The sequence below is a fragment of the Acinetobacter sp. 1566109 genome (assembly GCF_000582255.1).
Classification (GTDB): Bacteria; Pseudomonadota; Gammaproteobacteria; order Pseudomonadales; family Moraxellaceae; genus Acinetobacter; species Acinetobacter nosocomialis.
Genome location: NZ_JEYB01000011.1, coordinates 1 through 24,770 on the forward strand (window position 1 = coordinate 1; position 24,770 = coordinate 24,770).

Here is a 24,770-nt window from a genome sequence, read left to right on the forward strand (position 1 = left end):
TATATTGGTTGCTGACTAATTTTAATGCGTATTCTTTCTGCAAGTTCAAAAGCAGCTTCTTTAGTCGTGTCAGGAATGAAAATTGCGAATTCCTCACCTCCAAAACGACCCAGTAAGTCATGAGGGTGCAGAATATTTTGTATAGTGGTTACACAGGTTTGTAAGGCTCTATCACCAATCAAGTGACCATAACTGTCATTCACCTTTTTAAAATGGTCGACATCCAACATAAAAAATGCAGAGGTTTTATGTTCTTTTTGTACTTTTTCTTGGAGTAAACGAACCGATTGTAAAAACTGACGTCGAGTTAAACTCGATGTGAGTTCATCATGGGCAATAGCATGTTGTAATTTTTGAATTAATTCAGAATGAAGTGCACTAATACTGGAAACAGTAAGTGGTGCAATGGTCATCATGATTAGCCCTATACGGATAGAAATAGTATTGCTTAAATAATCTTGTGGATACAGTAATAAATAATGACCAGAGACATGATAAATAATATACGCACTCGTAAAAGAGGTAATGAGAGCCACAATGATGGGTTTATAGCGTATAGCGCACCAGATTAATGCGGCAATTGGATAGAGTAGGGAACCTGGACCTGAGTCATAATAACTGACAGCTATTGAAATGAGGACAGCCAATAAAGGCAGAAAATCAACAGCCTTTACATATACTTGATTACCTTTAATGTAGTTTTTTATTTTAAGGTAAGGAGGGGAATTTAAAATGATTGGCAATAACAGTAAGGCATTTTGAAGTTCTGATGTGACCCAATAACCAAATTCAGCCCAAAAACTGCCAATCATAAATTTGGTATTAAACATCGGTACAAAAGTTGCTGCAAAAAAAGCACCGGTTATGCTACCAATACCGCACAGAGCAAATAAAACCAAGTAAGAATAGCCTCGATAGGCAGCTTTTATATAACGGCCAAATAACATTGCAAGTGCTAATGTCATGACGACATATAGGTAATTTGAGGCAGTTAAAATAAGGGTGAGAAAAAGAGGAGTGCCCTTAACTAAATCGGCAATCATGTAACCGATAAAAGCTCCTGCAAAACTACCGACTTGTCGTGTTTGTGGAAATCGAATGAGTAGACCTAAAAATACGGAGTTAGCAGGCCAGAAAAATGCAAGAAAACTAAGGGGGCGAGATGCAATTCCAATAAAGCAGCATATTGAAATAATGAGAGTAAATAGGAAAAAAAACTTCAGGGAAGAAGAAAATGAAAATTCACGAAGTGAGTATGGCATCAGCTGCCCTTAATGATAAACACTCTTATCCAAGAGTAATAAAATATTAATGCATGATTAAACATTCATCATAATTCAGAGGGGAAGATGAATACAATAAAAAACAGTCTAATATTATAAAAAAGTAAGGTGTTTATTTTGACCGATTGAGCAATTGTGCAAATAATATTAAAAATCAAAAAATGAAAAAAATCATTACAACTAAGAAAACTATCAAATAAACCGATTATAAGCGGTGAAACCCCCTCTACAAGACATAGAACAATACTTTTGATTGGAAAATCATCCAAAAGACTAAGACGCTTCAACTAGCATGCGAAATTAGAAATCAGGTACAATTGGCGGGATTAATTTTGTGTTTGGTGTATTCAAAGGCCAATACATACATTCTTTGTTAAATAATAGGCCTGCCAGGAGTTATCCCCGCATGAGTGCCATTACTCCATACGACTGGGCGATTATCGCCTTCGTGATCGGCGTTACATTTCTTTGCGTCTTTATGCTCACAGTTCCCTTACTCCTCGGGGGAAAATCGTGGGGACGTGCTAAGCAAGAGCAGTTTGAATCAGGTGTCGTGAGTGCTGGTGGCGCTCGCATTCGCCTGTCTGCAAAGTTCTATCTAGTTGCAATTTTCTTCGTGGTTTTCGACTTAGAGGCCCTTTACCTCTATGCATGGTCTACTTCTGTGCGTGAAGTAGGGTGGTTGGGATATACCACTGTTGTAATCTTTGTCGTTGATCTATTAATTGCGCTTGTTTATGCCTTCTCTGTAGGTGCTTTAAGTTGGGCACCGGCAGATCGCCGTAAATTAGCTGGTGAGAAGATTAAAGTCGGTTCACCAACAATGGACATTGCTGAAATTACACGCTTTAACTCTATTGAAGAGCTCGTAACTGACCCTACTGGCCAGATTCCAGCCCAATCATCAGGTCGTGTTAAGTCAAAAACTACACCTGCATTGTCATCTGAAAAGGAGTAAGTCGGGATGAAATATACTCTGACCCGCGCGAATCCGGATGCTGATCAATACCCATTGCAAGAACGCCAAATTGTGACTGATCCGCTTGAAGAGGAAGTGAATAAAAACGTATTCATGACTCGTTTAGAGGATGTCTTGCATACAGCAGTAAACTGGGGACGTAAAAACTCTTTGTGGCCATTTAACTTTGGTACCTCATGTTGTTACGTTGAATATGCAACGACTTTAACAGGCGTGCATGACTTGTCCCGTTTCGGTGCAGAGGTTATCCGTGCTTCACCTCGTCAGGCTGACTTGATGATTGTTGCAGGTACCTGCTTTGTAAAAATGGCTCCGGTTATTCAACGTTTGTATGAACAAATGTTAGAACCTAAATGGGTTATTTCAATGGGTGCTTGTGCAAACTCTGGAGGTATGTACGACATCTATTCAGTAGTACAAGGTGTAGACAAAATTATTCCTGTTGACGTGTACGTCCCAGGTTGTCCGCCTCGTCCTGAAGCATTAATTCAAGCGTTAATGCTTTTGCAAGACCAGATTCAATTAGAGCGACGCCCGCTTTCTGCCGTGATTGGTGATGATCTTCAGCCAGTGTATAAGCCAAAGATGATGCCAGAACGTGATCGTAAGAATGCGCAGCGTATTGCCGTTAAAAACTTACGCTCTATGGATGAGATTAAATAATTTTTTGACGGTGTTTTGACATATCTGACCGATATGTTCATCGAGAAAATTGACAGAATTTGTATTAAATAGGAAGCCAAGCCAATGGCTGAAACTGACATTGCTATGCCAGAATCAACACCAGTTGATTCACGCCCAGCATTTGCAATCGTAGAAGAGCTCAAAACCAAGTTTGGTGAGAACTTCTATGTGCAGGCGACTTTTGAAGAGTTTCCAACAGTCTGGGTTGAGCGCGCACGCGTGCAAGAAGTCCTCATGTTCCTGCGTAAAGTGGAACGTCCTTATGTAATGCTGTTTGACTTATCAGCGATGGATGAGCGTTTACGTCAACATCGTGATGGTTTACCAGCATCTGACTTCACTGTGTTCTATCATTTATTATCGCTTGAGCGTAATAGTGACATTCGTATCAAGGTTGCCTTGAACGAAAATGATCTTAGCCTCCCGACAGCGACAAATATCTGGCCAAATGCCAACTGGTATGAACGTGAAGCTTACGATATGTTCGGTATCAATTTCGAAGGGCATCCAATGCTCCGTCGTATCTTGTTGCCAACTTATTGGGAAGGTCACCCGCTTCGTAAAGAATATTCAGCACGTGCGACAGAATATACGCCGTATATGCAAGACAAAGCGAAGCAAGATTTCGAACAGGAACATTTACGCTTTGTACCTGAAGACTGGGGTCTTAAGCGTGGTAACGCTGATGAAGACTTCATGTTCTTGAACTTGGGTCCTAACCATCCATCTGCACACGGTGCGTTCCGTATTGTATTGCAGTTAGATGGCGAAGAAGTGAAAGACTGTGTTCCTGATATCGGTTATCACCACCGCGGTGTGGAAAAGATGGCTGAGCGTCAAACATGGCACTCTTTCATTCCTTATACTGACCGTGTTGACTACTTGGGTGGTTGTGCGCAAAACATGCCATATGTAATGGCAGTTGAACAGCTTGCAGGAATTAAAGTTCCTGAGCGTGCACAAGTGATTCGTGTCATGTTGAACGAATTGTTCCGTATTAATAACCACTTACTTTACTGTGGTACGGCAATTCAGGATGCCGGTGGTATGACACCAGTATTCTATATGTTCGCAGACCGTCAAAAAGTATACGACATTGTTGAAGCAATTACGGGTTACCGTATGCACCCAGCATGGTTCCGTATTGGTGGTACAGCACACGACCTTCCAAATAACTGGCAAAAACTTGTTAAAGAATTGCTAGAGTGGATGCCAAAACGTCTCAACGAATACTACACAGCTGCGCTTAAAAACTCTGTGTTTATTGGTCGTACACGTAATGTTGCTCAATACGATGCAAAATCTGCGCTTGCATGGGGTGTAACTGGTACTGGTTTACGTGCAACAGGTATTGATTTCGACGTTCGTAAATATCGTCCATACAGTGGCTATGAAAACTTTGATTTTGATGTGCCAGTTGAGTATGAAGGCGATGCTTACGCTCGTGTTCTTGTTCACTTCCGTGAAATTACTGAGTCACTCAAAATTATCAAACAGTGTTTGGATAACATGCCTTCTGGTCCATATAAAGCGGATCACCCATTGGCTGTTCCACCACCAAAAGATAAGACGTTACAAGATATTGAAACTTTGATTACGCACTTCTTGAGCGTGTCATGGGGTCCTGTCATGCCTGCTGGTGAAGCGTCATTCATGACTGAAGTTGTGAAAGGTGCAAGTACTTATTACTTGACTTCGGATAAGGCAACGATGAGTTATCGTACTCGTATCCGTACACCGACGTTTACTCACTTACAGCAAATTCCTTCAGTGATTAACGGCAGTTTAGTGTCTGACTTAATCATTTATCTGGCGACCATTGACGTGGTTATGGCTGACGTGGATCGCTAAGAGGTAACGCAAAATGATGATTCTGACTGATAAAAAACCACGTGTGAATGTTGAAGGGATTTTGACTGCTGAAGAAATCCATGAAATTGAACATCACATTGGTCACTATCCATACCCACGTGCAGCTTCTTTAGATGCATTAAAGTGCGTACAGCGCCGTAACGGTTGGGTAGATGATGCTCAAATGAACGCCATCGCACAATTATTGACGATTAGTGTGGCAGATTTAGAAGGTGTAGCAACGTTCTACAACCGTATCTATCGCCAGCCTGTAGGTCGTCACGTAATTTTGCTTTGTGACTCAATTGCTTGCTTCTTAATGGGTGCTGAAACATTAGCTGAAGCATTCCAGCGTGAATTAGGTATTCAGTTTGGTCAAACGACACAAGATGGTCGTTTTACACTGCTCCCAATTTGCTGCCTAGGCAACTGTGACAAAGGCCCAACGTTAATGATTGATGAAGATACTCACGGTTTAGTTGAAGTGACATCAGTCAAACAGTTATTGGAGAAGTATGTATGAATACTGAACCAAAACCAATTTATGGCGACGGTAATCCGGAAACTCATCCACTGACTTGGCGTTTAAGCAAACAAGATGCCGTACATAGCGCTGACGACTATGAAGCACTTGAAGGTTATGCTGGCTTTAAAAAAGCATTAGGCATGAAACCTGCTGAAGTGCTTGAAGTCATTAAAGCTGCAACTGTAAAAGGTCGTGGTGGTGCAGGCTTCCCAGCAGGGATCAAATGGTCTCTTATGGCGCCAAACGATGGTGGCCCACGTTACTTGATCTGTAACGCCGATGAGATGGAACCAGGTACCTTTAAAGACCGTTTGTTGATGGAAAAACTTCCTCACCAATTGATCGAAGGTATGTTAATTGCAGGTTATACCTTAGAAGCAACTCAAGGCTATATCTTCATTCGTGGCGAATACATCGAAGCTGCTCAATATCTAAATGAGGCGCTTGAGCAAATTCGCGCTAAAGGTTACTTAGGTGACAACATTTTAGGTTCTGGCTGGAACTTCGAGTTACACGTGCATACTGGTGCAGGTCGTTATATCTGCGGTGAAGAAACTGCATTGATTAACTCACTTGAAGGTCGTCGTGCTAACCCACGTACTAAACCGCCATTCCCGCAAGTTGCTGGTGCATGGGGGCGTCCTACGATTGTGAACAACGTTGAAACTTATAACAACTTGCCAGCAATCATGCTTCGTGGTCCAGAGTGGTATATCGGTTTATCAGCTGGTAAATCAAAAGATCCAGGCACTAAGATTTATGGTGCGTCAGGTAAAGTTAAATTCCCTGGTCTTTGGGAACTACCATTTGGTACGACTGCACGTGAAGTAATCGAAGATCATGCCGGTGGTATGCGTGAAGGCTTAAAGCTTAAAGCATGGTTACCAGGTGGTGCGTCAACTGACTTTTTACCTGCAGATACCATTGATTTACCAATGGATGCTGAAACCATTATGAAAGCAGGTTCTCGTTTAGGAACATGTTTATTGATGGTGGTAGACGAGACTCAATGTATGGTGTCGTTGACCCGTAATCTTGAAGAATTCTTTGCGCGTGAATCATGCGGTTTCTGTACACCGTGCCGTGATGGTTTGCCATGGGCTGTTAAAGCGCTTAAAGCACTTGAAACAGGTGAAGGTAAGAAAGAAGATATCGATCATTTACAAGAACTTACTCGTAAGTTATGGATTGGTAAAACTTTCTGTGCCCACGCACCAGGTGCGATGGAGCCGCTTATGGGCGCACTCAAACATTTCCGTAGCGAGTTTGAAGCGAAAGTGACGAATCGTCCTGTCGTGCAAACTAGCAACGTAGAACAAGCTTAAGGGATTCGACTATGGCTACAATTCATGTCGATGGAAAATCGTACGAAGTCAATGGATCAGAAAACTTGCTACAAGCATGTTTATCCCTTGGCATTGATATTCCGTATTTTTGTTGGCACCCATCCTTAGGTTCTGTTGGTTCATGTCGTCAATGTGCTGTAACTCAGTATGCAAATCCTGAAGATACGCGCGGACGTCTTGTGATGTCATGTATGACACCAGCATCTGACAATACCTATATCTCGATTGAAGACAAAGAAGCAACGGATTTTCGTGAATCTATCGTTGAGTTCTTAATGACCAACCACCCACATGACTGTCCGGTGTGTGAAGAGGGTGGTCACTGTCATTTACAAGATATGACTGTAATGACTGGTCATGACCGTCGTCGCTATCGTTTTACTAAGCGTACACATTACAACCAAGAACTAGGCTCATTCATTGCGCATGAAATGAACCGTTGTATTGCTTGTTACCGTTGTGTTCGTTACTACAAAGACTATGCGGGCGGTACAGACTTTGGTGTGTTTGCCAATGCATCGCGTGTTTACTTTGGTCGTCCAGAATCAGGCACTTTAGAATCTGAATTCTCTGGTAACTTGACTGAAGTATGTCCAACAGGTGTATTTACCGATAAGACTCATTCAGAGCGCTATAACCGTAAATGGGATATGCAATATGCACCAAGCGTGTGTCATGGCTGTTCTTCAGGTTGTAACATCTCTCCGGGTGAGCGTTATGGCGAAATCCGTCGTGTAGAAAACCGTTTCAATGGTTCGGTTAACCAATACTTCCTTTGTGACAAAGGCCGTTTTGGCACAGGTTATGTAAACCGTGCAGATCGTCCATGTCAACCTCAGTTCCGTAATGGCGAAACAGTAGCAACTGTTTCTGTTGACCAAGCTTTAGATCAAGCAATTGCGAAACTTGAAGGTAAAAAAGTTTTAGGTATCGGTTCACCACGTGCAAGCTTAGAATCAAACTATGCATTACGTGAACTTGTAGGCCAGGCAAACTACTCAACAGGTGTTGCACAAAAAGAGCAAAAACTTGTTGAACTTGCTGCTTCAATCATGCAAACAGAAGGTGTTTACAACCCGAACATGCGTGAAATTGAAAGCTATGATGCAGTATTAATTTTGGGTGAAGATTTAACCCAAACTGCACCACGTATGGCTTTGTCAGTTCGTCAAGCTGCGAAAAACAAAGCTCGCGAAATGGCTGCAAAAACACGTACGCCAGATTGGTTGGCTGAACCAGTACAACGTATTGGTCAGGAAGCGAAATCTCCGATCTATATTTTGGCTGCAACTCAAACTCGTCTTGCTGATGTTGCAACTGGTGAAGTTGTTGCCTCTCCAAATGACATTGCGCGTTTAGGTTTTGCAGTTGCTGCGGCAGTTAAAGGTGAAACAGTTAATGGTTTAGATGACGATGCAAAAGCATTTGCTCAAACTATTGCAGACACTTTAAAAGCAGCAAACAAACCGTTAATTATTGCGGGTACGAGCTTGCAAGATGCTTCAATTATGGAAGCTGCAGCAGAGTTAACGCAAAACCTTGGCTCAAAAGCTGGTTTAAGCCTTGTAGTTCCTGAAGTGAACTCTATGGGCTTGGCATTGTTTGGTGGCTTAAGCCTTGAACAAGCATTTGCTCAAGACTACGACACACTTGTTATTGTTGAAAATGACTTGTTCCGTCGTTTACCAGCTGCTCAAGTTAAAGCAGCACTTGATAAAGCTGAAACAGTAATCGTGCTTGATCACAGCGAAACAGAAACTGTGAAACAGGCGGATATTGTGCTTTCAGCAGCAAGCTTTGCCGAAGGTGATGGTACTGTTGTAAGCCAAGAAGGTCGTGCTCAGCGCTTCTATCAAGTTTACGATCCAAGCTACTACAAACCTGAATACGCGATTAAAGAATCTTGGCGTTGGTTGCATGCCATTGAAACTGGTCTTAAAGGTAAGCCAGTTGATTGGACATTGCTTGATGACGTGATTGAAAGTATCGTTAAAAATGTTCCGGTACTTGAAGCAATTCAAGATGTTGCACCAGATGCAGGCTACCGTGTACATGGTTTGAAAATTGCTCGTGAACCACGTCGCTATTCTGGTCGTACAGCAATTCGTGCACCTTTATCGGTTCATGAACCTAAGCAACCGACAGACCCAGATTCAGCATTAACATTCTCTATGGAAGGTTATGTAGGTCCGCAAAAAGCTTCTTCGCTTGTACCATTTGCGTGGGCGCCAGGTTGGAACTCTCCACAATCTTGGAACAAATACCAAGATGAAGTGGGTGGTCACTTAAAAGGTGGTGATTCAGGCGTTCGTTTATTTGACCGTTTAGCAAAACGTCCAGCACGTAGCTATGTTGCTCCAACTGCAGTAGTTGCAAACCCTGAAAGCTTCCGTCTTGTACCAATGCACCATATTTTTGGTTCTGGTGAATTCACGATTAAAACACCTGCAATGGAAACTCGTATTCCTGAAGCTGTATTTGCTGTAGGCGAACAAGACGCAACGCGTTTGAACCTACAAGAAGGTCAACGTATTACAGTTAAAGCAGGCGAAACTACAGTGAGCTTACCTGTACAAGTAATTGAATATTTACCTACAGGTTATATCGGTTACCCAGTTGGTTTAGCACCGACAGTATCCTTAGCTGAGCCTGTTTCAGTGGCATTAGGAGTGTAATTCATGAATCAAGAAATTATACGTCAAACGCCACTTTGGGCTGAGAACTGGCCAATTGCTTATGCAGTGGTTCAAGCAGTTGTGATTTTGCTTGTCGTTGTACTTGTTGCTGCATTGATGTCTTTTATTGAGCGTCGTTTACTTGCTTGGTGGCAAGACCGTTATGGTCCAAACCGTGTTGGTCCTGGTGGTATGTTCCAGATCGTTGCCGACATGCTTAAGATCATGTTCAAAGAAGACTGGACACCAAAATTTGCCGATAAATTAACTTTCCGTTTAGCTCCGGCAGTTGCGATGGCAACTGCGGTGCTTTCGTTCATGGTTATTCCTGTAAGCCCTGCATTGGGTGTTGCAGACATGAGCATCGGTCTGTTGTTCTTTATGGCTATGGCTGGTATTGCGGTTTATGCAGTGTTATTCGGTGGTTGGTCATCAAATAACAAATATTCATTACTCGGTGGTTTGCGTTCAGCTGCTCAAACAATTTCTTATGAAGTGTTCTTGGGCATCTCGTTAATGGGCGTAGTTGCAATCGCTGGTTCATTTAACCTTCGTGAAATTGTTGAAGCTCAACGTGACGTTTGGTTCATCATTCCACAATTCTTAGGTTTCTTGATTTTCGTGGTTGCTGGTGTTGCGGTAACTCACCGTCACCCATTTGACCAACCTGAAGCAGAACAAGAATTGGCTGAAGGTTACCATGTTGAATATGGCGGTATGAAATGGGGTATGTTCTTCGTTGCTGAATATGTAAACGTCGTACTTATCTCTGCATTGATCGTGACTTTATTCTTTGGTGGCTGGTTAGCGCCATTCAATTTAGAAATTCCATTTATTCCACCAGTGTTCTGGTTTGTGATTAAAACAGCATTCTTCGTAATGATGTTTGTATTGGCACGTGGTTCTTTAATGCGTCCACGTTACGACCAAGTCATGAACTTCGGTTGGAAAATTTGTTTGCCGCTGGCGTTGGTTAACCTATTGGTAACTGGTGCTGTGATTCTGATGAATCAGGCCTAAGACAGCAGGGAGTACAAAATGTATAAAATTCTAGCTGGAGTTGGGTCAATCGTTCGGACGTTATTCATGGTATTTACCCATGGTTTCCGTAAACGTGACACAATTCTTTATCCAGAAGTACCAGCAGAGGAAATTGTACCACCTCGCTATCGTGGTCGTATTATCTTGACGCGTGACCCAGATGGGGAAGAGCGTTGTGTGGCATGTAACCTTTGTGCGGTTGCATGTCCAGTTGGCTGTATTTCACTGCAAAAAGCTGAAAAAGAAGACGGTCGTTGGTATCCGGAGTTTTTCCGTATCAACTTCTCTCGTTGTATCTTCTGCGGTATGTGTGAAGAAGCATGTCCAACGACAGCGATTCAGTTAACTCCAGATTTCGAGTTGGGCGAATACGTACGTCAAGACCTCGTATATGAGAAAGAAAACTTACTCATTTCAGGTCCAGGTAAATATCCAGACTACAACTTCTACCGTGTAACTGGTATGGCAATTAACGGTAAAGAGAAAGGTCAAGCACAAAAAGAAAGTGCACCAATCGATGTACGGAGTCTATTACCATGATGTGGCCGTTTTATTTGATGGCGCTCGTGGCCATCGTTTCTACGGTTCGTGTAGTGACTAACACGAACCCTGTACATGCATTGCTTAGTCTGATTGTTTCATTACTAGCTGTTGCTGGTATTTTCATGATCGTAGGTGCGCCGTTTGCTGGCGCCCTCGAAATCATTGTTTATGCTGGCGCGATTATGGTCTTGTTCGTATTCGTTGTGATGATGCTTAACTTAGGGCAACACACTGTGGAACAAGAGCGTAAATGGCTTTCTTCAGATGCTTGGGCATATCCAGCACTCATGAGCTTTTTACTTGGCTTGCTTTTAGTTTGGATGCTTGGTGGTGAATATACAACCATCTCTGCACCACTTGGAGCACAAGTAATTGGACCAAAAGTTGTTGGTCAAGCGCTCTTTACTCACTACTTATTATTGGTTGAAGTTGCCGCGATGTTATTGCTAGCAGCCCTTGTTGCAGCATACCACTTAGGTAAACGTGAACCAGGTGCAGAAGAGGAAAAAGAATAATGGGCCAGATCCCTTTAGAACATGGTTTGATTGTTGCAACCATTCTTTTTGCACTCGGTTTTTACGGTGTAATGGTGCGACGCAACCTACTATTTATGTTAATGAGCCTTGAAATCATGATGAATGCTGCTGCGTTAGCATTCGTTCTTGCGGGTAGCGTATGGGCACAACCAGATGGACAAGTCATGTTCATTCTGATTTTAACCCTTGCTGCGGCAGAGGCGTGTATCGGTCTTGCGATTGTCCTTCAGTTCTATCATCGCTTCCATCATTTGGATGTGGATGCTGCTAGTGAGATGCGCGGATGAGTTATTTATATCTAACAGTATTATTTCCGCTAATCGGTTTTATTTTATTGGCGGCAGGGCGTGATAAGCTCTCTGAAAATGTTGCAGCAATTATCGGTGTGGGTTCTGTAGGTTTATCTGCATTATTTGCATTGATTGCTGGTATGGCATTTACCAACAGCGGCCAACAGGTTTTTGTTCAAAACCTTTGGACATGGTTCAATGTTGGTGGTTTCGCTCCTGGCATTAGCTTACATTTAGATGGCTTATCTTTACTCATGATGGGCATGATCACAGGTGTTGGTTTCCTAATCCACATCTTTGCATCATGGTACATGCGTGGTGAAGAAGGTTATGCGCGCTTCTTCTCTTATTTCAACCTATTCGTTGCAAGCATGCTTGTGCTTGTATTGGGTGACAACTTAGCGTTGTTATTCTTAGGTTGGGAAGGCGTAGGTCTATGCTCTTACTTGCTGATTGGTTTCTATTATGCAAACCCTGCAAATGGTTGGGCAGCGATCAAAGCATTTACAGTTACCCGTGTAGGTGATGTATTCCTACTTATCGCTTTATTCTTGCTTTACCAACAATTTGGTACGCTTAATACTCAGTACATCGTTGAACACGCAGCAGAAGTCATGACGAAGAGTTCGTCACTTACTATCTGGACTGCATTAATGTTGTTCTTAGGTGCTGCTGGTAAATCTGCTCAAATTCCATTGCAAACATGGTTGGCAGATGCGATGGCAGGTCCAACACCTGTTTCTGCATTAATCCACGCAGCAACAATGGTAACGGCTGGTGTGTACTTATGCTGCCGTCTATTTAGCGTATTTGAGCTTGCACCTGAAGTGATGCAATTCATTTCGGTAACAGGCGCTGTAACTTTATTAGTTGCAGGTTTTGCTGCTCTCGTGCAAACAGATATCAAACGTATTTTGGCTTACTCAACAATGAGTCAGCTTGGTTATATGTTTATGGCTGTAGGTGCAGAAGCGTATCAAGCTGGCCTGTTCCACATGTTAGCTCACGCATTCTTCAAAGCATTATTATTCTTGTCTTCTGGTGCAGTTATTCTTGCTTACCATCACGAACAGAACATTTTCAAAATGGGCGGTTTGTTCTACAAAAACAAATTCCTATTTGCATGTTTCGCGATTGGTGGCGGTGCATTAGCAGCGATTCCATTCTTAACAATCGGCTTCTTCTCAAAAGATGCGATTCTTGGTGAAGTTTGGGTACAAGGTCAATCAATTGCTCTATACCACACTTTATATTGGGCTGGTGTAGCAGGTGCATTCCTGACTTCAATTTATACCTTCCGTTTAATCTGGGTTGTATTCTTCGGTAAAGAAAATACGCATTATCATGAGATTAAAGGTGCAACTTACTGGGCGCCATTAGGTATCTTGGCAGTATTGTCTACTTTTGTGGGTGCTGCATTAAAAGGTCCAGTAGCTGGTATTTTAAATACAGCAAAAATTCCTGAATTCCATGTTGCTGAACAATTTGTAGAAGGCATGCATGGGGCAGAGCATTTAGCTGTAGGCATTGCGCTTGTTGGTTTAGCTGTTGGTATTGGTCTATTTGCATTTGCTTACGGTGCAGTGAAATCGTTTGCTCAAACAAGTCTTGGTGCTGGCTTAGCTCATATTTGTCGTACTGCATTTGGTTTCGATGCGTTGTATGACATCGTTTTTGTTAAACCTTATTTATTCTTCGCCAAACTATTTGGTCGTGATCCAATTGATAGCTTGTGGCTTGTGCTTCCTGCGCTTGTTAAAGGCGGAAACAGTTTTACAAGCTCACGTCAAACAGGTTCATTGCGTGAATACGCATCAAGCATGTCACTCGGTGTAGTGGTGTTATTGATGATCTTGATCGTTATTCAGGTAGTGGGGAAATAAAATGGAAAACAATTTAATTTTACCCGCGCTGATCCTTGTTCCGTTCATTGCAGGTTTTACTTGTTGGTTAGTCGATAAACTCGACAAAACTTTGCCACGCTGGATCGCCTTAATTGGTATGCTCATTACTTTGGGCCTAGGTCTTGCACTTTGGCAAAGTGGTACTTATACCTATGAGTTGGGCTCAAAAGTCCCAACTTGGTCAGCTGAGTTTTATTTACCGTGGATTAAATCTCTCGGTATTGGCATTCACTTAGCAGTGGATGGCTTGTCTTTACTCATGGTTTTGTTAACAGCTTTACTTGGTGTACTTGCTGTTGGTTGTTCATGGGGTGAGATTCAAAAGAACGTTGGTTTCTTCCACTTAAACTTATTATGGAGTTTAGGTGGCGTTATTGGCGTGTTCTTGGCAATCGATTTGTTCCTATTCTTCTTCTTCTGGGAGATGATGCTTGTACCAATCTACTTCTTGATTGCGTTATGGGGTCATAAAGGTTCAAACGGCCGTTCACGTGTTTACGCTGCAACTAAGTTCTTCTTATATACGCAAATCGCTGGTTTAGTGATGTTAATCGGTATCCTTGGCCTTGTGGTCTATGGTTACATGATGACAGGTATGATCGGTTTTGATTACAACTATTTATTAGCTGTAGCGAATCGTTTACCTGCTGGCTTCGCATATGGTTTCATGATCTGCTTCTTTATTGGTTTTGCAGTGAAGTTACCAGTTTTCCCATTGCATGGCTGGTTACCAGATGCCCATGCTCAAGCTCCTACAGCAGGTTCTGTAGACTTGGCTGGTATCTTGATTAAAACAGCAGCATACGGTTTGCTCCGTTTTGTAATTCCATTCTTCCCGGCAGCTTCTGCACAGTTTGCAGATATTGCGATTATTTTCGGTTTGATTGGTATTTTCTACGGCGCTTGGTGTGCTTACCAGCAAACTGACATGAAACGTTTACTTGCGTATACGTCGATTTCACACATGGGTTTCATCTTACTTGCAATCTATGCAGGTAATATTTTGACCTTCCAAGGTCTAATGATCATGATGTTGGCACATGGTTTGTCATCTGCTGCATTATTCATTATGTCTGGTCAAATCTACGAGCGCTTGCATACACGTGATTTGCGTTTGATGGGTGGTCTTCGTGGTCAACTCCAATACTTACCATTCTTCTTAATGTTCTTCGTAGCTGCTCTTGTTGGTGTGCCTGGTTTAGGTAACTTTATTGGTGAATTCCTGATTTTGATGGGTTCATTTAATAAATATCCTGCCTTCACGATTCTTGCTTCTATCAGCCTTGTATTTGCAGGTTTATATGGCTTGATCTTGATTCACCGTGCTTTATTTGGTGAGCCAAACCCTGAACAAAAGCAACACTACACTAGTCCATTAAAAGACTTATCTGCTCGTGAAGTTGTTATTTTGATGATTTGTGCGATTGGTCTCGTTTGGCTTGGTATCTTCCCACAAACATTCTTGGATGTATCTCATTCAAGTATGCAGTGGTTGGTCAATAGTTATGTGCCAGTACAAGAAGTCGTTGAAACTGTTCAGCAAACAGCTACTCAACTTGACCATGTGGAGATCCAATAATCATGAACTTCACAGTATCATTCTCTACGCTTATGCCTTTAGCACCGGTGATGATTGTTGCTTTGACAACAGTCGTCGTCATGTTGTTAATTTCAATTAAACGTAACCATAATTTAATCGCAACAACTTCTGTTGTCGGTTTAAACCTTGCTGCACTTTATATCTTGCTAGAACTATTTGGCGGTAAATTTGTACCGGCAAATGTGATGGGCATGTTTATGGTTGATCCATTTACTTTGTTCTATCAGTTCATGATTCTAGTTGCATCATTGGCTTGTTGTACTTTGTCTCATGCTTATATCGAGACTTATAAAGACAACCGCGAAGAACTCTATCTTCTGTTACTTGCTTCTGTAGCTGGTGCAATGTTGATGGTTGCAAGTTCTCATTATGCATCTTTCTTCATTAGCCTTGAGTTAATGTCGATTCCTGTATATGGCTTACTTGCTTATACATATCAACGTAGTCAATCGCTTGAAGCGGGCATTAAGTACCTTGTGCTTTCTGCAACAGCTTCTGCAATGTTGTTGATGGGTATGGCGTATATCTACGCTTATACTGGTTCGCTTTCATTCTATGATTCTGTTCAAGCTTTATTTGGTGCAATCAAACAGCCAATGGTGTTATTAGGTTTAGCACTCATTATCTTTGCTGTTGCATTCAAATTATCGCTTGCACCGTTCCACAAATGGACACCAGATGTATATGCAGGCGCTCCAGCTCCAATGGCAACTTTCTTAGCGACTGCTGCTAAGGTTGCGACAATTGGTTTGTTCGTACGTTATTTGCTTGCTTCTGGCGCAATCATGGTGAACTCGCTAGTGACTGTTTTGACAATCATCGCTGTATTGTCAATTTTAGTCGGTAACTTGCTCGCTGTTCGTCAAGTGAACTTAAAACGTATTTTGGGTTATTCATCTATTGCTCACTTTGGTTATTTGTTAATTGCCTTAATCAGCATGACATATGCAAGCTTAGGTAGCGTAACTGTGTATGTGGTGACTTATGTCTTAACAACTATTGGTGCCTTTGGTGCAGTAGCGTTAATGTCTAGCCCATATAACAACGTAGATGAAGCACAAAGCCTTGCAGACTACCGTGGTTTGTTCTGGCGTCGTCCAGTACTTACAGCGACATTAACAGTCATGATGTTATCTTTGGCTGGTATTCCATTAACAGCAGGCTTCATTGGTAAGTTCTTGGTTGTTATGGCTGCTGTAACGACTCAACACTGGTTCTTAGCTGCAATGATTATTGTAGGTAGTGGTATTGGTTTGTATTACTACTTACGTGTGATGGTTGTTATGTATATGACTCCACCTGAAACTCCTCGTATTGATGCTGATGCACATTGGGGACAAAAAGTGGGTGGTTTAATGGTGTTGGCTGCTGCTGCATTAGTAATTATTTTGGGTGTATATCCAGATCCAATGATTAATTTGGCGTTAAAAGCAGAAATTTTATCTCCATTACATTTCATGCTTTCACAACAGCAATAATTCTTGTGTACAAAAAAGCCTCCAAATATGGAGGCTTTTTTTTATTGATAGTTAAAAAAAGATTATAATAAATACGTTTTTATATTTTTAGGTAACATCTGTGGCCATTCAAGAAATTCGTCACCCACTTATTCGTCATAAATTAGGTTTATTACGTCGTGCTGACATCAGTACTAAGAATTTCCGTGAGCTTGCTCAAGAAGTGACTATGTTATTGACATATGAAGCAACCAAAGATTTACCAGTTGTGGATTGTGAGATTGAAGGTTGGGCTGGCAATGTTACTACTCAGCGTATTGCTGGTAAAAAAATAACGATTGTACCAATTCTACGTGCAGGTATTGGTATGCTTGATGGCGTACTTAACCTGATTCCAAGTGCCAAAGTCAGTGTGTTAGGTCTTGAACGTGATGAGGCTACTTTAGAAGTACGTACTTACTATAAGAAGTTAGTTCCAGATGTGGCTAACCGTATTGCGATGATTATTGACCCAATGTTAGCAACGGGTAATTCTTTAGTTGCTGCCATTGATGTGCTAAAGGCAAGTGGTTGTAAAGATATTCGTGTTATGGTGTTAGTTGCAGCTCCTGAAGGAATTGCAAAAGTAGAAGCAGCACATCCTGATATTCAGCTTTATACTGCATCTATTGATGATGGCTTAAATGAACAAGGTTATATTGTTCCTGGTTTAGGCGATGCTGGCGACAAGATTTTTGGTAGTGTTCAAAAAGATTAATTTTTGACATAGCAATAAAAAGAGACTTCATCAAACCGTATATTTTTTTAAGAGCGGAATTGAAAGTCTCTTTTTATTTACCGCAACGATTGGATGGGAAAAAATAGGGGAAAGATCATGAAGCAAGAGTTTTATGTTGGAAGAGTAAAACAATATAACGCCGATAAGGGATTTGGTTTTATTTCAACCATTGAAGGAGATATTTTCTTTCATATTTCTGATTTCCCTGCATCAGAAGGTGAGCCGAAAAGAAATGAAAAAGTAAGATTTCTTGCAGCGGATAATCAGGGGAAATTTAAAGCGATCAAAATTGAGCGTGTTGACCCAAACCCTGCAAAAACTAAAAAAAATAAAATTTCGGAACACAATAAAGCGATCACCAGTGAGTTATTGTCAAATTTCCGACGCTAGGTGAACTAAGTCTTATGCATTAAAATTACTTAAATAATGTATTAAGCAATTACTTTGGTTGGTGTTTAAAAAAATTAAGAGATTTAGCATTAAGGGAGATATAAGTTTCCCTTAATTTTCTTAAAACGAATAATAAAATTAAAAAAAGGGGAAATATGAATCAACGGGGAAAAATCAAACGCAGCAAATTCAAGCTGAGTCCAAGTGAATACATCAGTATATTTACCGTTATTGTCTTAGTCATTGTTGCGTGTGTAAGTTTTATGGTATTGCACTATCGTCAGGAGGCTCAACAACGTGCATCACATGAGAAAGTGAAATTATTAATACAGCAACAGAAGCAGATTATTAAGGAACAGCGTGCAGCTTTGGGTAAATTACCGGATGTTCAACTTACTGAGAAAACGAAAAAGGCTTTAGCATTTACTCCTCAAACAGTTGCTTCTCAAACAGCTCCAGCCCCGGAACGAGTAAATGATGAAACATTAGTTTTTCATTGTGATGGGCGTGAGTATTGTTCGCAAATGCATTCTTTAGAAGAAGCACGTTGGTTTGTAAGAAATTGTCCCAACACTAAAATGGATGGTGATCATGACGGTGAGCCGTGTGAAAATGACTCACGATGGCATTAGAAAATCAGGCTTTAAGCCTGATCTTCATCGCAGAATTTTAAAAATGCTTTAAGGCCCGGACCTTGATATTTTTGGCGATGCACCAGCATATAAAGCGGACGGGTCAGTTGCCAAAATGGTGTATCTAAAATGACGAGCTGACCTTTTTCACTTAAAGGTTCAATTGCTAATCTAGAAATACAAGACATTCCTAAACCACCTGCCACTATTTTTAAGATTGCTTCATTGTGACCAAGCGTTAAGCGAATGTTGGCATCGGGTAGATCTTGCAAAATAGCATTATCAAAGACTTCTCGAGTACCAGAACCTTCCTCACGTAATATCCATTCTATGTCATGAAAATCTTGAGGTGTAAGTGGGCGATTTAAACGTGTTAAAGGATGATCTGGTGAACAGCACACTGCTAATTCATCATCGCGCCAATGAATACATTGGAGTTGAGGTAAGTGACAAGAACCTTCAATTAAAGCTAAATCTAATTGGAACTGATTCACAGCTTCAATCATTTGGCGTGTGTTACCTACTTGAAGTTGTAAATGTGCTTGCGGATGACGCTGTAAAAAGTTAGCCATTAAATCAGGCATTAAATAGTCACTGATAGTTAGGGTCGCCCCAATACGAAGGTCAATGCTTTGTAACTCACCTTTTGCAGCTTGTTCAAAAGCTTCACAGCGCCCTAATATCTCTAATGCTTGTGGAAGTAAAAAACGTCCAAGATCATTTAGTTGTAAGCGCTTCCCTAAACGATCAAACAAAGGAGCACCTAAACCGTCTTCTAAATCAGCTAAAGCCATACTTGCTGCACTTTGCGTCAGTCTGACCGCATCACTGGCTTTAGTAACGGTTCCTTCTTGGGCGACTGCTACAAAAACAGCCAACTGGCGTAATGTCATCCGCATGTTTAAAAGCCTTAACGTTTAAAAGTATTCATTATTTCGGCTGTCATGCTAACATGAGCGCACTATTTCATGCCACGTTGAAATCATGTCAATTGAAAAATTTAGCGTAGAAAAAGTTTTATCTGTTCATCGTTGGACCCCAACACTTTTCAGCTTTACCATGACTCGCCCTTCACATTTTAAATTTACCGCAGGTCAGTTTGCGCGTATAGGTTTAAAGGTGGGGGAGGAACTGGTTGTTCGTGCTTATTCGGTGGTGTCTTCTCCATTTGATGAAACGCTAGAGTTCTTCTCAATTGTTGTACCAGACGGTGCCTTCACCTCGAATCTACAGCATTTGAAAGTCGGTGATGAGCTATATTTAGAAAAAATTCCATATGGCTATCTGACTTTGGCGCGTTATCAGCAACCTTTACCGCATGATTTATGGTTATTGGCAACAGGTACTGGTTTGGCTCCATTTTTGTCAATGTTACAAGACTTTGAAACTTGGTCTAATTATCAAAAGATTAATTTGGTCTACAGTGTACGTACAACAGATGAATTGGCTTATGTTGACCGTATTCAAGAGATTGCCGAAACTTTTGGCGAAGGGCATGTAGGTTTTAAATTTATTCCAATTATTACCCGAGATCCATCTGCGCCGTTGCATGAACGTTTACCGATATTAATTGAAAATGGTGAGTTAGAAAAAGCAGCAAGTCTGGAACTTAATTCAGCAACCAGTCATGTCATGCTATGCGGAAACCCACAAATGGTTGACGATACCAAAGAGGCTTTAAAACGCCGCGGTTTGACGATGAATCGTCGTGGTGAGGGAAATATTGCAGTAGAGAATTATTGGTAAAAACCGAAAGTAAAAATATTTTAGAGAATTTTTATGGATATGTTTATTAATGGACAAACATATCCATAAATTCACGAATTTCTGAAATTGCACTGTCTACATCTGTTGAAAGCCAAGTTGGCTCAAAAAGCCCCGCATAATATTCAAGACGATCTTGAGGAACAACCAAACGAACAGGGCAGTCTTCTTCAAGTAAACGCCATGGTAAAATAGGCACTTCGTTGTCCAGAAATACATTGATATTACGAATATCAACAATCATCGCATTAACACATTCAGGGAATGGCATGACCGAGAACTCTTCGGTACGGCGACGGAAATACTCAAGATCACCCCATTTGAGCTCATAGCTTGGCTTATTAAATTCAATAATACCAATGAGATGGTCATCTCTTGTCTGATGCAAATAACATTGATGTGTGACGTCAGTGTCGAGATCAAGAGTTACGCTTTGCTGACGATACATCATAAAATTGAGTAGCTTTAAAACAAGGGGGCTTATTATAGCCTATTTTATAAAAAGTAAGCGCTAAAACATATTGTATTACAAATCCAACTTCGCAAAAGAATTTGAATAAAGTCAGAATATTTTTTATATAGTCAAAAATAGAGTGGCTAAATTTTATACTAAAATTATTTTTTTTAAAGTAGAGTTTTGCAAACCTAGTCACCTTCGCATAATGCTTTTTCACACAATGCAACAAATCAAATTGTTATGATGAATATAAAGTTAATGATAATAGAAGAGGGGAAAGAAGATGCATGATTTTTCAAAACCACCTCATGTGACGAGTCCTGAAGAGACTGCAAAAAAAAGAAGATTGCCAGTTTATATTTTAATTATTGTAGGGCTTTTTCTTCTTGCGCTTATTGTTTATATGGTTGCTGAACATAACCAATCACCAAAACAAGAAGCGGCTTTTCAACATGAGACTACACCACATGTCATGATGGGTAATTCTGATTTGAAAACTTACAAAGGATAGTAAGCTCACCAGTATATATCTATAGAAAGCCTTTAGGATGTGCCCTGAAGGCTTTTTTTGCAATCTTTTGCATCAATTTGTTGTATTTATGCAGAAGAATGTTGATTGAAAAATATTCAAAACATAAGGTGACATAGACCGCATTTATCGTCATTTTTTACAACGAACTGGTGTTTTTCATTTATTGATAACACTGAAAAGAACATAACAATTGAGGACATAACAATATGAATGAATTTTTTAATGGGCCTCGCGGCGCTCAGTTTGATGCGATGTATTACTGGGATCAGTTTCATCCTATTTTAGCTGCAATTGTCATCTTACTGGTTGGCTGGATAATCGCTTTATTAGTTGCGGCAGGGGTAAAAAAACTTCTGCAAAAATTAAATACGAATGCCAAATTATCTTCAGCTACAGGACGTACTCCCAACATAGAAGGCCTCGTCTCCAAAGTCATATTTTGGTTTATTCTGATTCTTGCTGTTGTCGCCGCTTTAAATGTGCTCAACATTAGTGGAGTGAGTGGGCCATTTAGCAATATGGTGAATCAGGTACTCGTCTATATTCCAAATATCATTGCTGCCGTGGTAGTGGGTTTCATTGGCTGGATCGTTGCTCGACTGGTGCGGGCAGGAATTACAAATGTGCTATCCAGAACGCAACTTGATGACAAGTTAAGTAGTGAAGTAGGGGTAGGGGGAATTAGCCAGAATATTGGTGAAATTCTTTACTGGCTTGTATTATTACTTTTCCTTCCTATTGTTCTCTCAATCTTAGGATTAACAGGTTTACTTATTCCTGTTCAAAATATGGTGAATGAGGCAATCGCCTTCTTACCAAATATCTTTATTGCTGGCGTTATCGTTTTTGTTGGTTATATCTTGGCAAAAATTGTACGCGGTATTGTTGAAGGCCTAATCAATAGCTTGGGTGTTCAAGCGCAAGCTGAAAAAATTGGTCTTTTCAAAAACTCAAATGTAGGCAAATTCTTAGGTTCTTTTGTTTTTGCCATTATTATCATTACGACATTAATTGTGGCATTTGAAGCTTTAGGTATTGAGACTATTTCTCAGCCAGCGACAGCAATGCTCAATGAAATCTTGCAAGCGATTCCAAACATTATTGCTGCTGGATTAATTTTACTGGTTGCTTATATTGTTTCTCGTTTTGTTGGACGCTTGGTTGCCGAACTGATTGCGGGAACAGGTGTTGATGAAATCCCTGCAAAATTAGATGTACAACGCTTTTTAGGTCAAACTAAAGTTTCTGGCGCTGTGGGTTGGTTAATCGTGTTCTTTACGATGCTGTTTGCAGTTTCAGAAGCTGCTGACCGTCTTGGTTTTGAACAGATTAGTGGTCTAATTGCAATGTTTATCCATTTCGGTGCAAACATTCTATTGGGCGCTGTAATTTTGGTTATTGGCTTCTGGCTTGCCAATGTTGTGGCAAATGTGGTGCAACGCGGTGAATATAATAGTTCACGTTGGTTAGGTAGTTTGGTTCGTGTCTTAATTATTGGTTTAGTCCTTGCGCTTGGTTTAAAAGCGATGGGTATTGCTGATTCGATTGTGAACCTTGCATTTGGCTTAACTCTAGGTGCAGTTGCAGTGGCTTTCGCACTTGCATTTGGTTTAGGTGGTCGTCAACCAGCTGAAAGATTGCTGTCTGACTTGCTTGATAAAGCGAAAAAAGAAGCTAATCAACCAAATCCTTTATATCAACCACCTTCTACTACAACAGCAAGTACGTCTTCGGCTTCAACTCCGTCAACGACTACAACTGCACCATCAACAACAGTTTCATCTGATGCAAAACCAGCTGATTCTGCACAAGTAAATCCATCACAACCACCAGTAAATAAACCGTTTGGTTCTACTGGCGAAAATGATGAAATTTAGTAGGTGTAACTAATTTTCAGATAAACAGTACAAAAAATCTTTGATTTTTGTGATAAGTTCGACCACTCTATATTGAGTGGTCGTTCTGTCTTTGACAGCTATAAAAACAAATAAGTGAGGAAAATACGATGAAGAAGCCTGGTCGTTTTTTAGCACCTGTTGTAATTGCTGGGATTACCGTAGGTTTTTTAGCAAGTGCTTATAAATTTGTATTTAGCAAATCTGATTCATCAAAACAGGCAACAACACATACACGTGATGCTGACAAATCATCAAGTGATGCGAAAGCAGCAAATTAGCGTATTCAACAGTTAAACATATTGTGCTGCTGCATAAGCAGAAGACCAAGCCCATTGGAAGTTATAGCCTCCTAAGTGGCCGGTCACATCAAGTACTTCTCCAATAAAGAACAGTCCTTTCTGCTTTTTGCTTTCGAGTGTTTTAGATGAAACTTCGGTTGTATCAACTCCACCTAAGGTAACTTCGGCAGTACGATATCCTTCAGTGCCTGATGGTTTAACTGAAAAACCATGTAACTGCTCGGCAATATGTTCTAGCTGTGCATCACTCATATTACCAATTGCCATTTCGCTATGCTCGGGCCATATGAGTTGTTGTAGCTCTTGTACAATACTTTTCGCAGTAAACTCATTAAGAAGGGTACGTAATAAAACTTTAGGCTGTGCTTTCTTTTTATCTTTTAAATAAGTCGTTAAATCTTGGCTTGGGAAAAAGTCAATTTTAAAACTTTCACCGGTATTCCAGTAGTTAGAAAGCTGTAAAGAACTTGGCCCACTTAATCCACGATGGGTAAATAATAACGCTTCAGTAAAGCTATTTTTTGAATTGCTTAACGTGACATCTAAAGCATTACCACTTAAGCGTGTGGTGACTTCTTTAATATGATCCGAAAAAGTAAAGGGGACTAAACCAGCGCGGGTTGGGAAAACTGTATGCCCAAATTTTTGTGCCAATTCATAGCCAAAACCAGACCCACCCAAAGTCGGAATAGATAAACCGCCTGTAGCAACGACTAATGACTCACAGTTAAATCGACCTTGGTTGGTGTGTACAGAAAAACCGCCTTGTTCTAATGGATCAATCTGCCCAACTTCACAATGGGTCTGGATTTCAACATTGTTGGTTTTATTACACTCACTCACCAACATCTCTAAAATTTCTTTAGCGCCGTTTAGGGTAAATAATTGGCCGTGTTTACGTTCTTCATAGGCAATTCCATAATCACATACCAGACCAATAAAGTCCCAGTTGCTATAGCGTGACAGGGCAGAAATGACAAAGTGTGGATTATGAGAAATATAGTTGTCAGGCTCTACATACAGGTTGGTAAAGTTACATTTACCTCCACCCGACATTAAAATCTTTTTACCAATTTTATTGGCTTTTTCTAAAATTAAAACCGAGCGTCCTCGTTTAGCAGCATGTGCAGCCAACATGAGTCCAGAAGCGCCTGCACCTAAGACAATGACATCGACATGACTGTTAGACATAAGAGATTCTCGATTAATCGTGAAAATTAAAAAGGGGCATATACTACCATGTCAGCCCTTACTCGTGCTAAAGACATTTATGATGGTAGAGAAAACGTTAACTAAAAAAGAGTG

The 24,770-nt window shown here is 40.8% G+C and carries 24 protein-coding genes; 20 read left to right on the plus strand and 4 right to left on the minus strand.

All coding sequences use genetic code 11. The features are described 5' to 3' along the window. Window positions 1–1,262 (minus strand): diguanylate cyclase (locus tag J582_RS10815; protein WP_032047847.1); only part of this gene is annotated, 1,262 nt, incomplete at its 3' end. A gap of 427 nt (window positions 1,263–1,689) precedes the next feature. On the opposite strand from J582_RS10815, the gene ndhC reads away from it, so the two are divergent. From ndhC to J582_RS10895, 16 genes are all read left to right on the plus strand, one after another. Beyond that, on the plus strand, window positions 1,690–2,241 hold the full coding sequence (ndhC, locus tag J582_RS10820; protein WP_002050273.1) for an NADH-quinone oxidoreductase subunit A: 552 nt from the start codon (window positions 1,690–1,692) through the stop codon (window positions 2,239–2,241). A 6-nt stretch (window positions 2,242–2,247) separates the two neighbouring features. After that, complete coding sequence (locus tag J582_RS10825; RefSeq protein ID WP_002050353.1) at window positions 2,248–2,925, plus strand: NuoB/complex I 20 kDa subunit family protein; 678 nt, start codon at window positions 2,248–2,250, stop codon at window positions 2,923–2,925. Between the two features lie 84 nt (window positions 2,926–3,009). After that, window positions 3,010–4,797 (plus strand): NADH-quinone oxidoreductase subunit C/D, encoded by a 1,788-nt coding sequence (gene nuoC / locus J582_RS10830; protein ID WP_002050296.1) that lies wholly within the window; start codon window positions 3,010–3,012, stop codon window positions 4,795–4,797. Window positions 4,798–4,810: 13 nt separating this feature from the next. Further along, window positions 4,811–5,320, plus strand: coding sequence for an NADH-quinone oxidoreductase subunit NuoE (gene nuoE, locus J582_RS10835; protein ID WP_002050341.1), 510 nt, complete (start codon window positions 4,811–4,813; stop codon window positions 5,318–5,320). After that, window positions 5,317–6,648: an NADH-quinone oxidoreductase subunit NuoF gene (gene nuoF, locus J582_RS10840; protein ID WP_017394179.1), complete on the plus strand. Its 1,332-nt coding sequence runs from the start codon at window positions 5,317–5,319 to the stop codon at window positions 6,646–6,648. The genes nuoE and nuoF overlap by 4 nt, the downstream gene beginning before the upstream one ends. Window positions 6,649–6,659: 11 nt before the next feature. Beyond that, on the plus strand, window positions 6,660–9,344 hold the full coding sequence (gene nuoG, locus J582_RS10845) for an NADH-quinone oxidoreductase subunit NuoG (RefSeq protein ID WP_032047848.1): 2,685 nt from the start codon (window positions 6,660–6,662) through the stop codon (window positions 9,342–9,344). A gap of 3 nt (window positions 9,345–9,347) precedes the next feature. Continuing rightward, a complete protein-coding gene (gene nuoH / locus J582_RS10850; RefSeq protein ID WP_002050372.1) occupies window positions 9,348–10,364 on the plus strand; it encodes an NADH-quinone oxidoreductase subunit NuoH in 1,017 nt (338 codons plus the stop codon). Window positions 10,365–10,382: 18 nt separating this feature from the next. Further along, window positions 10,383–10,925 carry an NADH-quinone oxidoreductase subunit NuoI gene (gene nuoI / locus J582_RS10855; RefSeq protein ID WP_000276693.1) on the plus strand — a complete coding sequence of 181 codons (543 nt, stop codon included), beginning with the start codon at window positions 10,383–10,385 and terminating at the stop codon, window positions 10,923–10,925. Beyond that, entirely contained in the window at window positions 10,925–11,443 is a 519-nt protein-coding gene (gene nuoJ / locus J582_RS10860; protein ID WP_014205902.1) for an NADH-quinone oxidoreductase subunit J, read from the plus strand. Before nuoI ends, nuoJ begins: the two co-directional genes overlap by 1 nt. Next, on the plus strand, window positions 11,443–11,751 hold the full coding sequence (gene nuoK / locus J582_RS10865; protein WP_000529822.1) for an NADH-quinone oxidoreductase subunit NuoK: 309 nt from the start codon (window positions 11,443–11,445) through the stop codon (window positions 11,749–11,751). Before nuoJ ends, nuoK begins: the two co-directional genes overlap by 1 nt. Continuing rightward, window positions 11,748–13,637, plus strand: a complete 1,890-nt coding sequence (gene nuoL, locus J582_RS10870; protein WP_004888613.1) for an NADH-quinone oxidoreductase subunit L — start codon at window positions 11,748–11,750, stop codon at window positions 13,635–13,637. Before nuoK ends, nuoL begins: the two co-directional genes overlap by 4 nt. A 1-nt stretch (window position 13,638) precedes the next feature. Further along, window positions 13,639–15,237 (plus strand): NADH-quinone oxidoreductase subunit M, encoded by a 1,599-nt coding sequence (gene nuoM / locus J582_RS10875; protein WP_019457080.1) that lies wholly within the window; start codon window positions 13,639–13,641, stop codon window positions 15,235–15,237. 2 nt (window positions 15,238–15,239) lie between these two features. Further along, window positions 15,240–16,736, plus strand: coding sequence for an NADH-quinone oxidoreductase subunit NuoN (gene nuoN, locus J582_RS10880; RefSeq protein ID WP_002050422.1), 1,497 nt, complete (start codon window positions 15,240–15,242; stop codon window positions 16,734–16,736). A 100-nt stretch (window positions 16,737–16,836) separates the two neighbouring features. Continuing rightward, window positions 16,837–17,472 carry a uracil phosphoribosyltransferase gene (upp, locus tag J582_RS10885; RefSeq protein WP_032047849.1) on the plus strand — a complete coding sequence of 212 codons (636 nt, stop codon included), beginning with the start codon at window positions 16,837–16,839 and terminating at the stop codon, window positions 17,470–17,472. Window positions 17,473–17,589: 117 nt separating this feature from the next. After that, window positions 17,590–17,883, plus strand: a complete 294-nt coding sequence (locus J582_RS10890) for a cold shock domain-containing protein (protein WP_032047851.1) — start codon at window positions 17,590–17,592, stop codon at window positions 17,881–17,883. 155 nt (window positions 17,884–18,038) lie between these two features. Further along, window positions 18,039–18,515 (plus strand): excalibur calcium-binding domain-containing protein, encoded by a 477-nt coding sequence (locus J582_RS10895; protein WP_227556610.1) that lies wholly within the window; start codon window positions 18,039–18,041, stop codon window positions 18,513–18,515. A gap of 11 nt (window positions 18,516–18,526) precedes the next feature. Here the strand turns inward: J582_RS10895 and gigC are convergent, their stop codons facing one another. After that, window positions 18,527–19,414: a LysR family transcriptional regulator GigC gene (gigC, locus tag J582_RS10900; RefSeq protein WP_002050411.1), complete on the minus strand. Its 888-nt coding sequence runs from the start codon at window positions 19,412–19,414 to the stop codon at window positions 18,527–18,529. 85 nt (window positions 19,415–19,499) lie between these two features. Between gigC and J582_RS10905 the strand changes: the two genes are divergently transcribed. Then, a complete protein-coding gene (locus J582_RS10905) occupies window positions 19,500–20,261 on the plus strand; it encodes a ferredoxin--NADP reductase (RefSeq protein ID WP_032047853.1) in 762 nt (253 codons plus the stop codon). A 46-nt stretch (window positions 20,262–20,307) separates the two neighbouring features. On the opposite strand, the gene J582_RS10910 is transcribed toward J582_RS10905, so the two are convergent. Continuing rightward, window positions 20,308–20,727 carry a hypothetical protein gene (locus J582_RS10910; protein ID WP_170318166.1) on the minus strand — a complete coding sequence of 140 codons (420 nt, stop codon included), beginning with the start codon at window positions 20,725–20,727 and terminating at the stop codon, window positions 20,308–20,310. Between the two features lie 292 nt (window positions 20,728–21,019). Here J582_RS10910 and J582_RS10915 point away from each other — a divergent pair, with 292 nt between their 5' ends. The 3 genes from J582_RS10915 to J582_RS25900 all read left to right on the plus strand — a co-directional run bounded on the left by J582_RS10915 (window position 21,020) and on the right by J582_RS25900 (window position 23,444). Then, the gene (locus tag J582_RS10915; RefSeq protein ID WP_002050410.1) at window positions 21,020–21,247 is read left to right on the plus strand and encodes a hypothetical protein; all 228 of its coding nucleotides are present in this window, start codon (window positions 21,020–21,022) and stop codon (window positions 21,245–21,247) included. A 227-nt stretch (window positions 21,248–21,474) separates the two neighbouring features. After that, window positions 21,475–23,145 (plus strand): mechanosensitive ion channel, encoded by a 1,671-nt coding sequence (locus J582_RS10920; protein ID WP_032047854.1) that lies wholly within the window; start codon window positions 21,475–21,477, stop codon window positions 23,143–23,145. A 128-nt stretch (window positions 23,146–23,273) separates the two neighbouring features. Beyond that, on the plus strand, window positions 23,274–23,444 hold the full coding sequence (locus J582_RS25900) for a hypothetical protein (protein WP_000742881.1): 171 nt from the start codon (window positions 23,274–23,276) through the stop codon (window positions 23,442–23,444). Window positions 23,445–23,456: 12 nt separating this feature from the next. Here the strand turns inward: J582_RS25900 and J582_RS10930 are convergent, their stop codons facing one another. Then, on the minus strand, window positions 23,457–24,656 hold the full coding sequence (locus J582_RS10930) for an NAD(P)/FAD-dependent oxidoreductase (protein ID WP_032047855.1): 1,200 nt from the start codon (window positions 24,654–24,656) through the stop codon (window positions 23,457–23,459). Window positions 24,657–24,770: the final 114 nt, after the last annotated feature.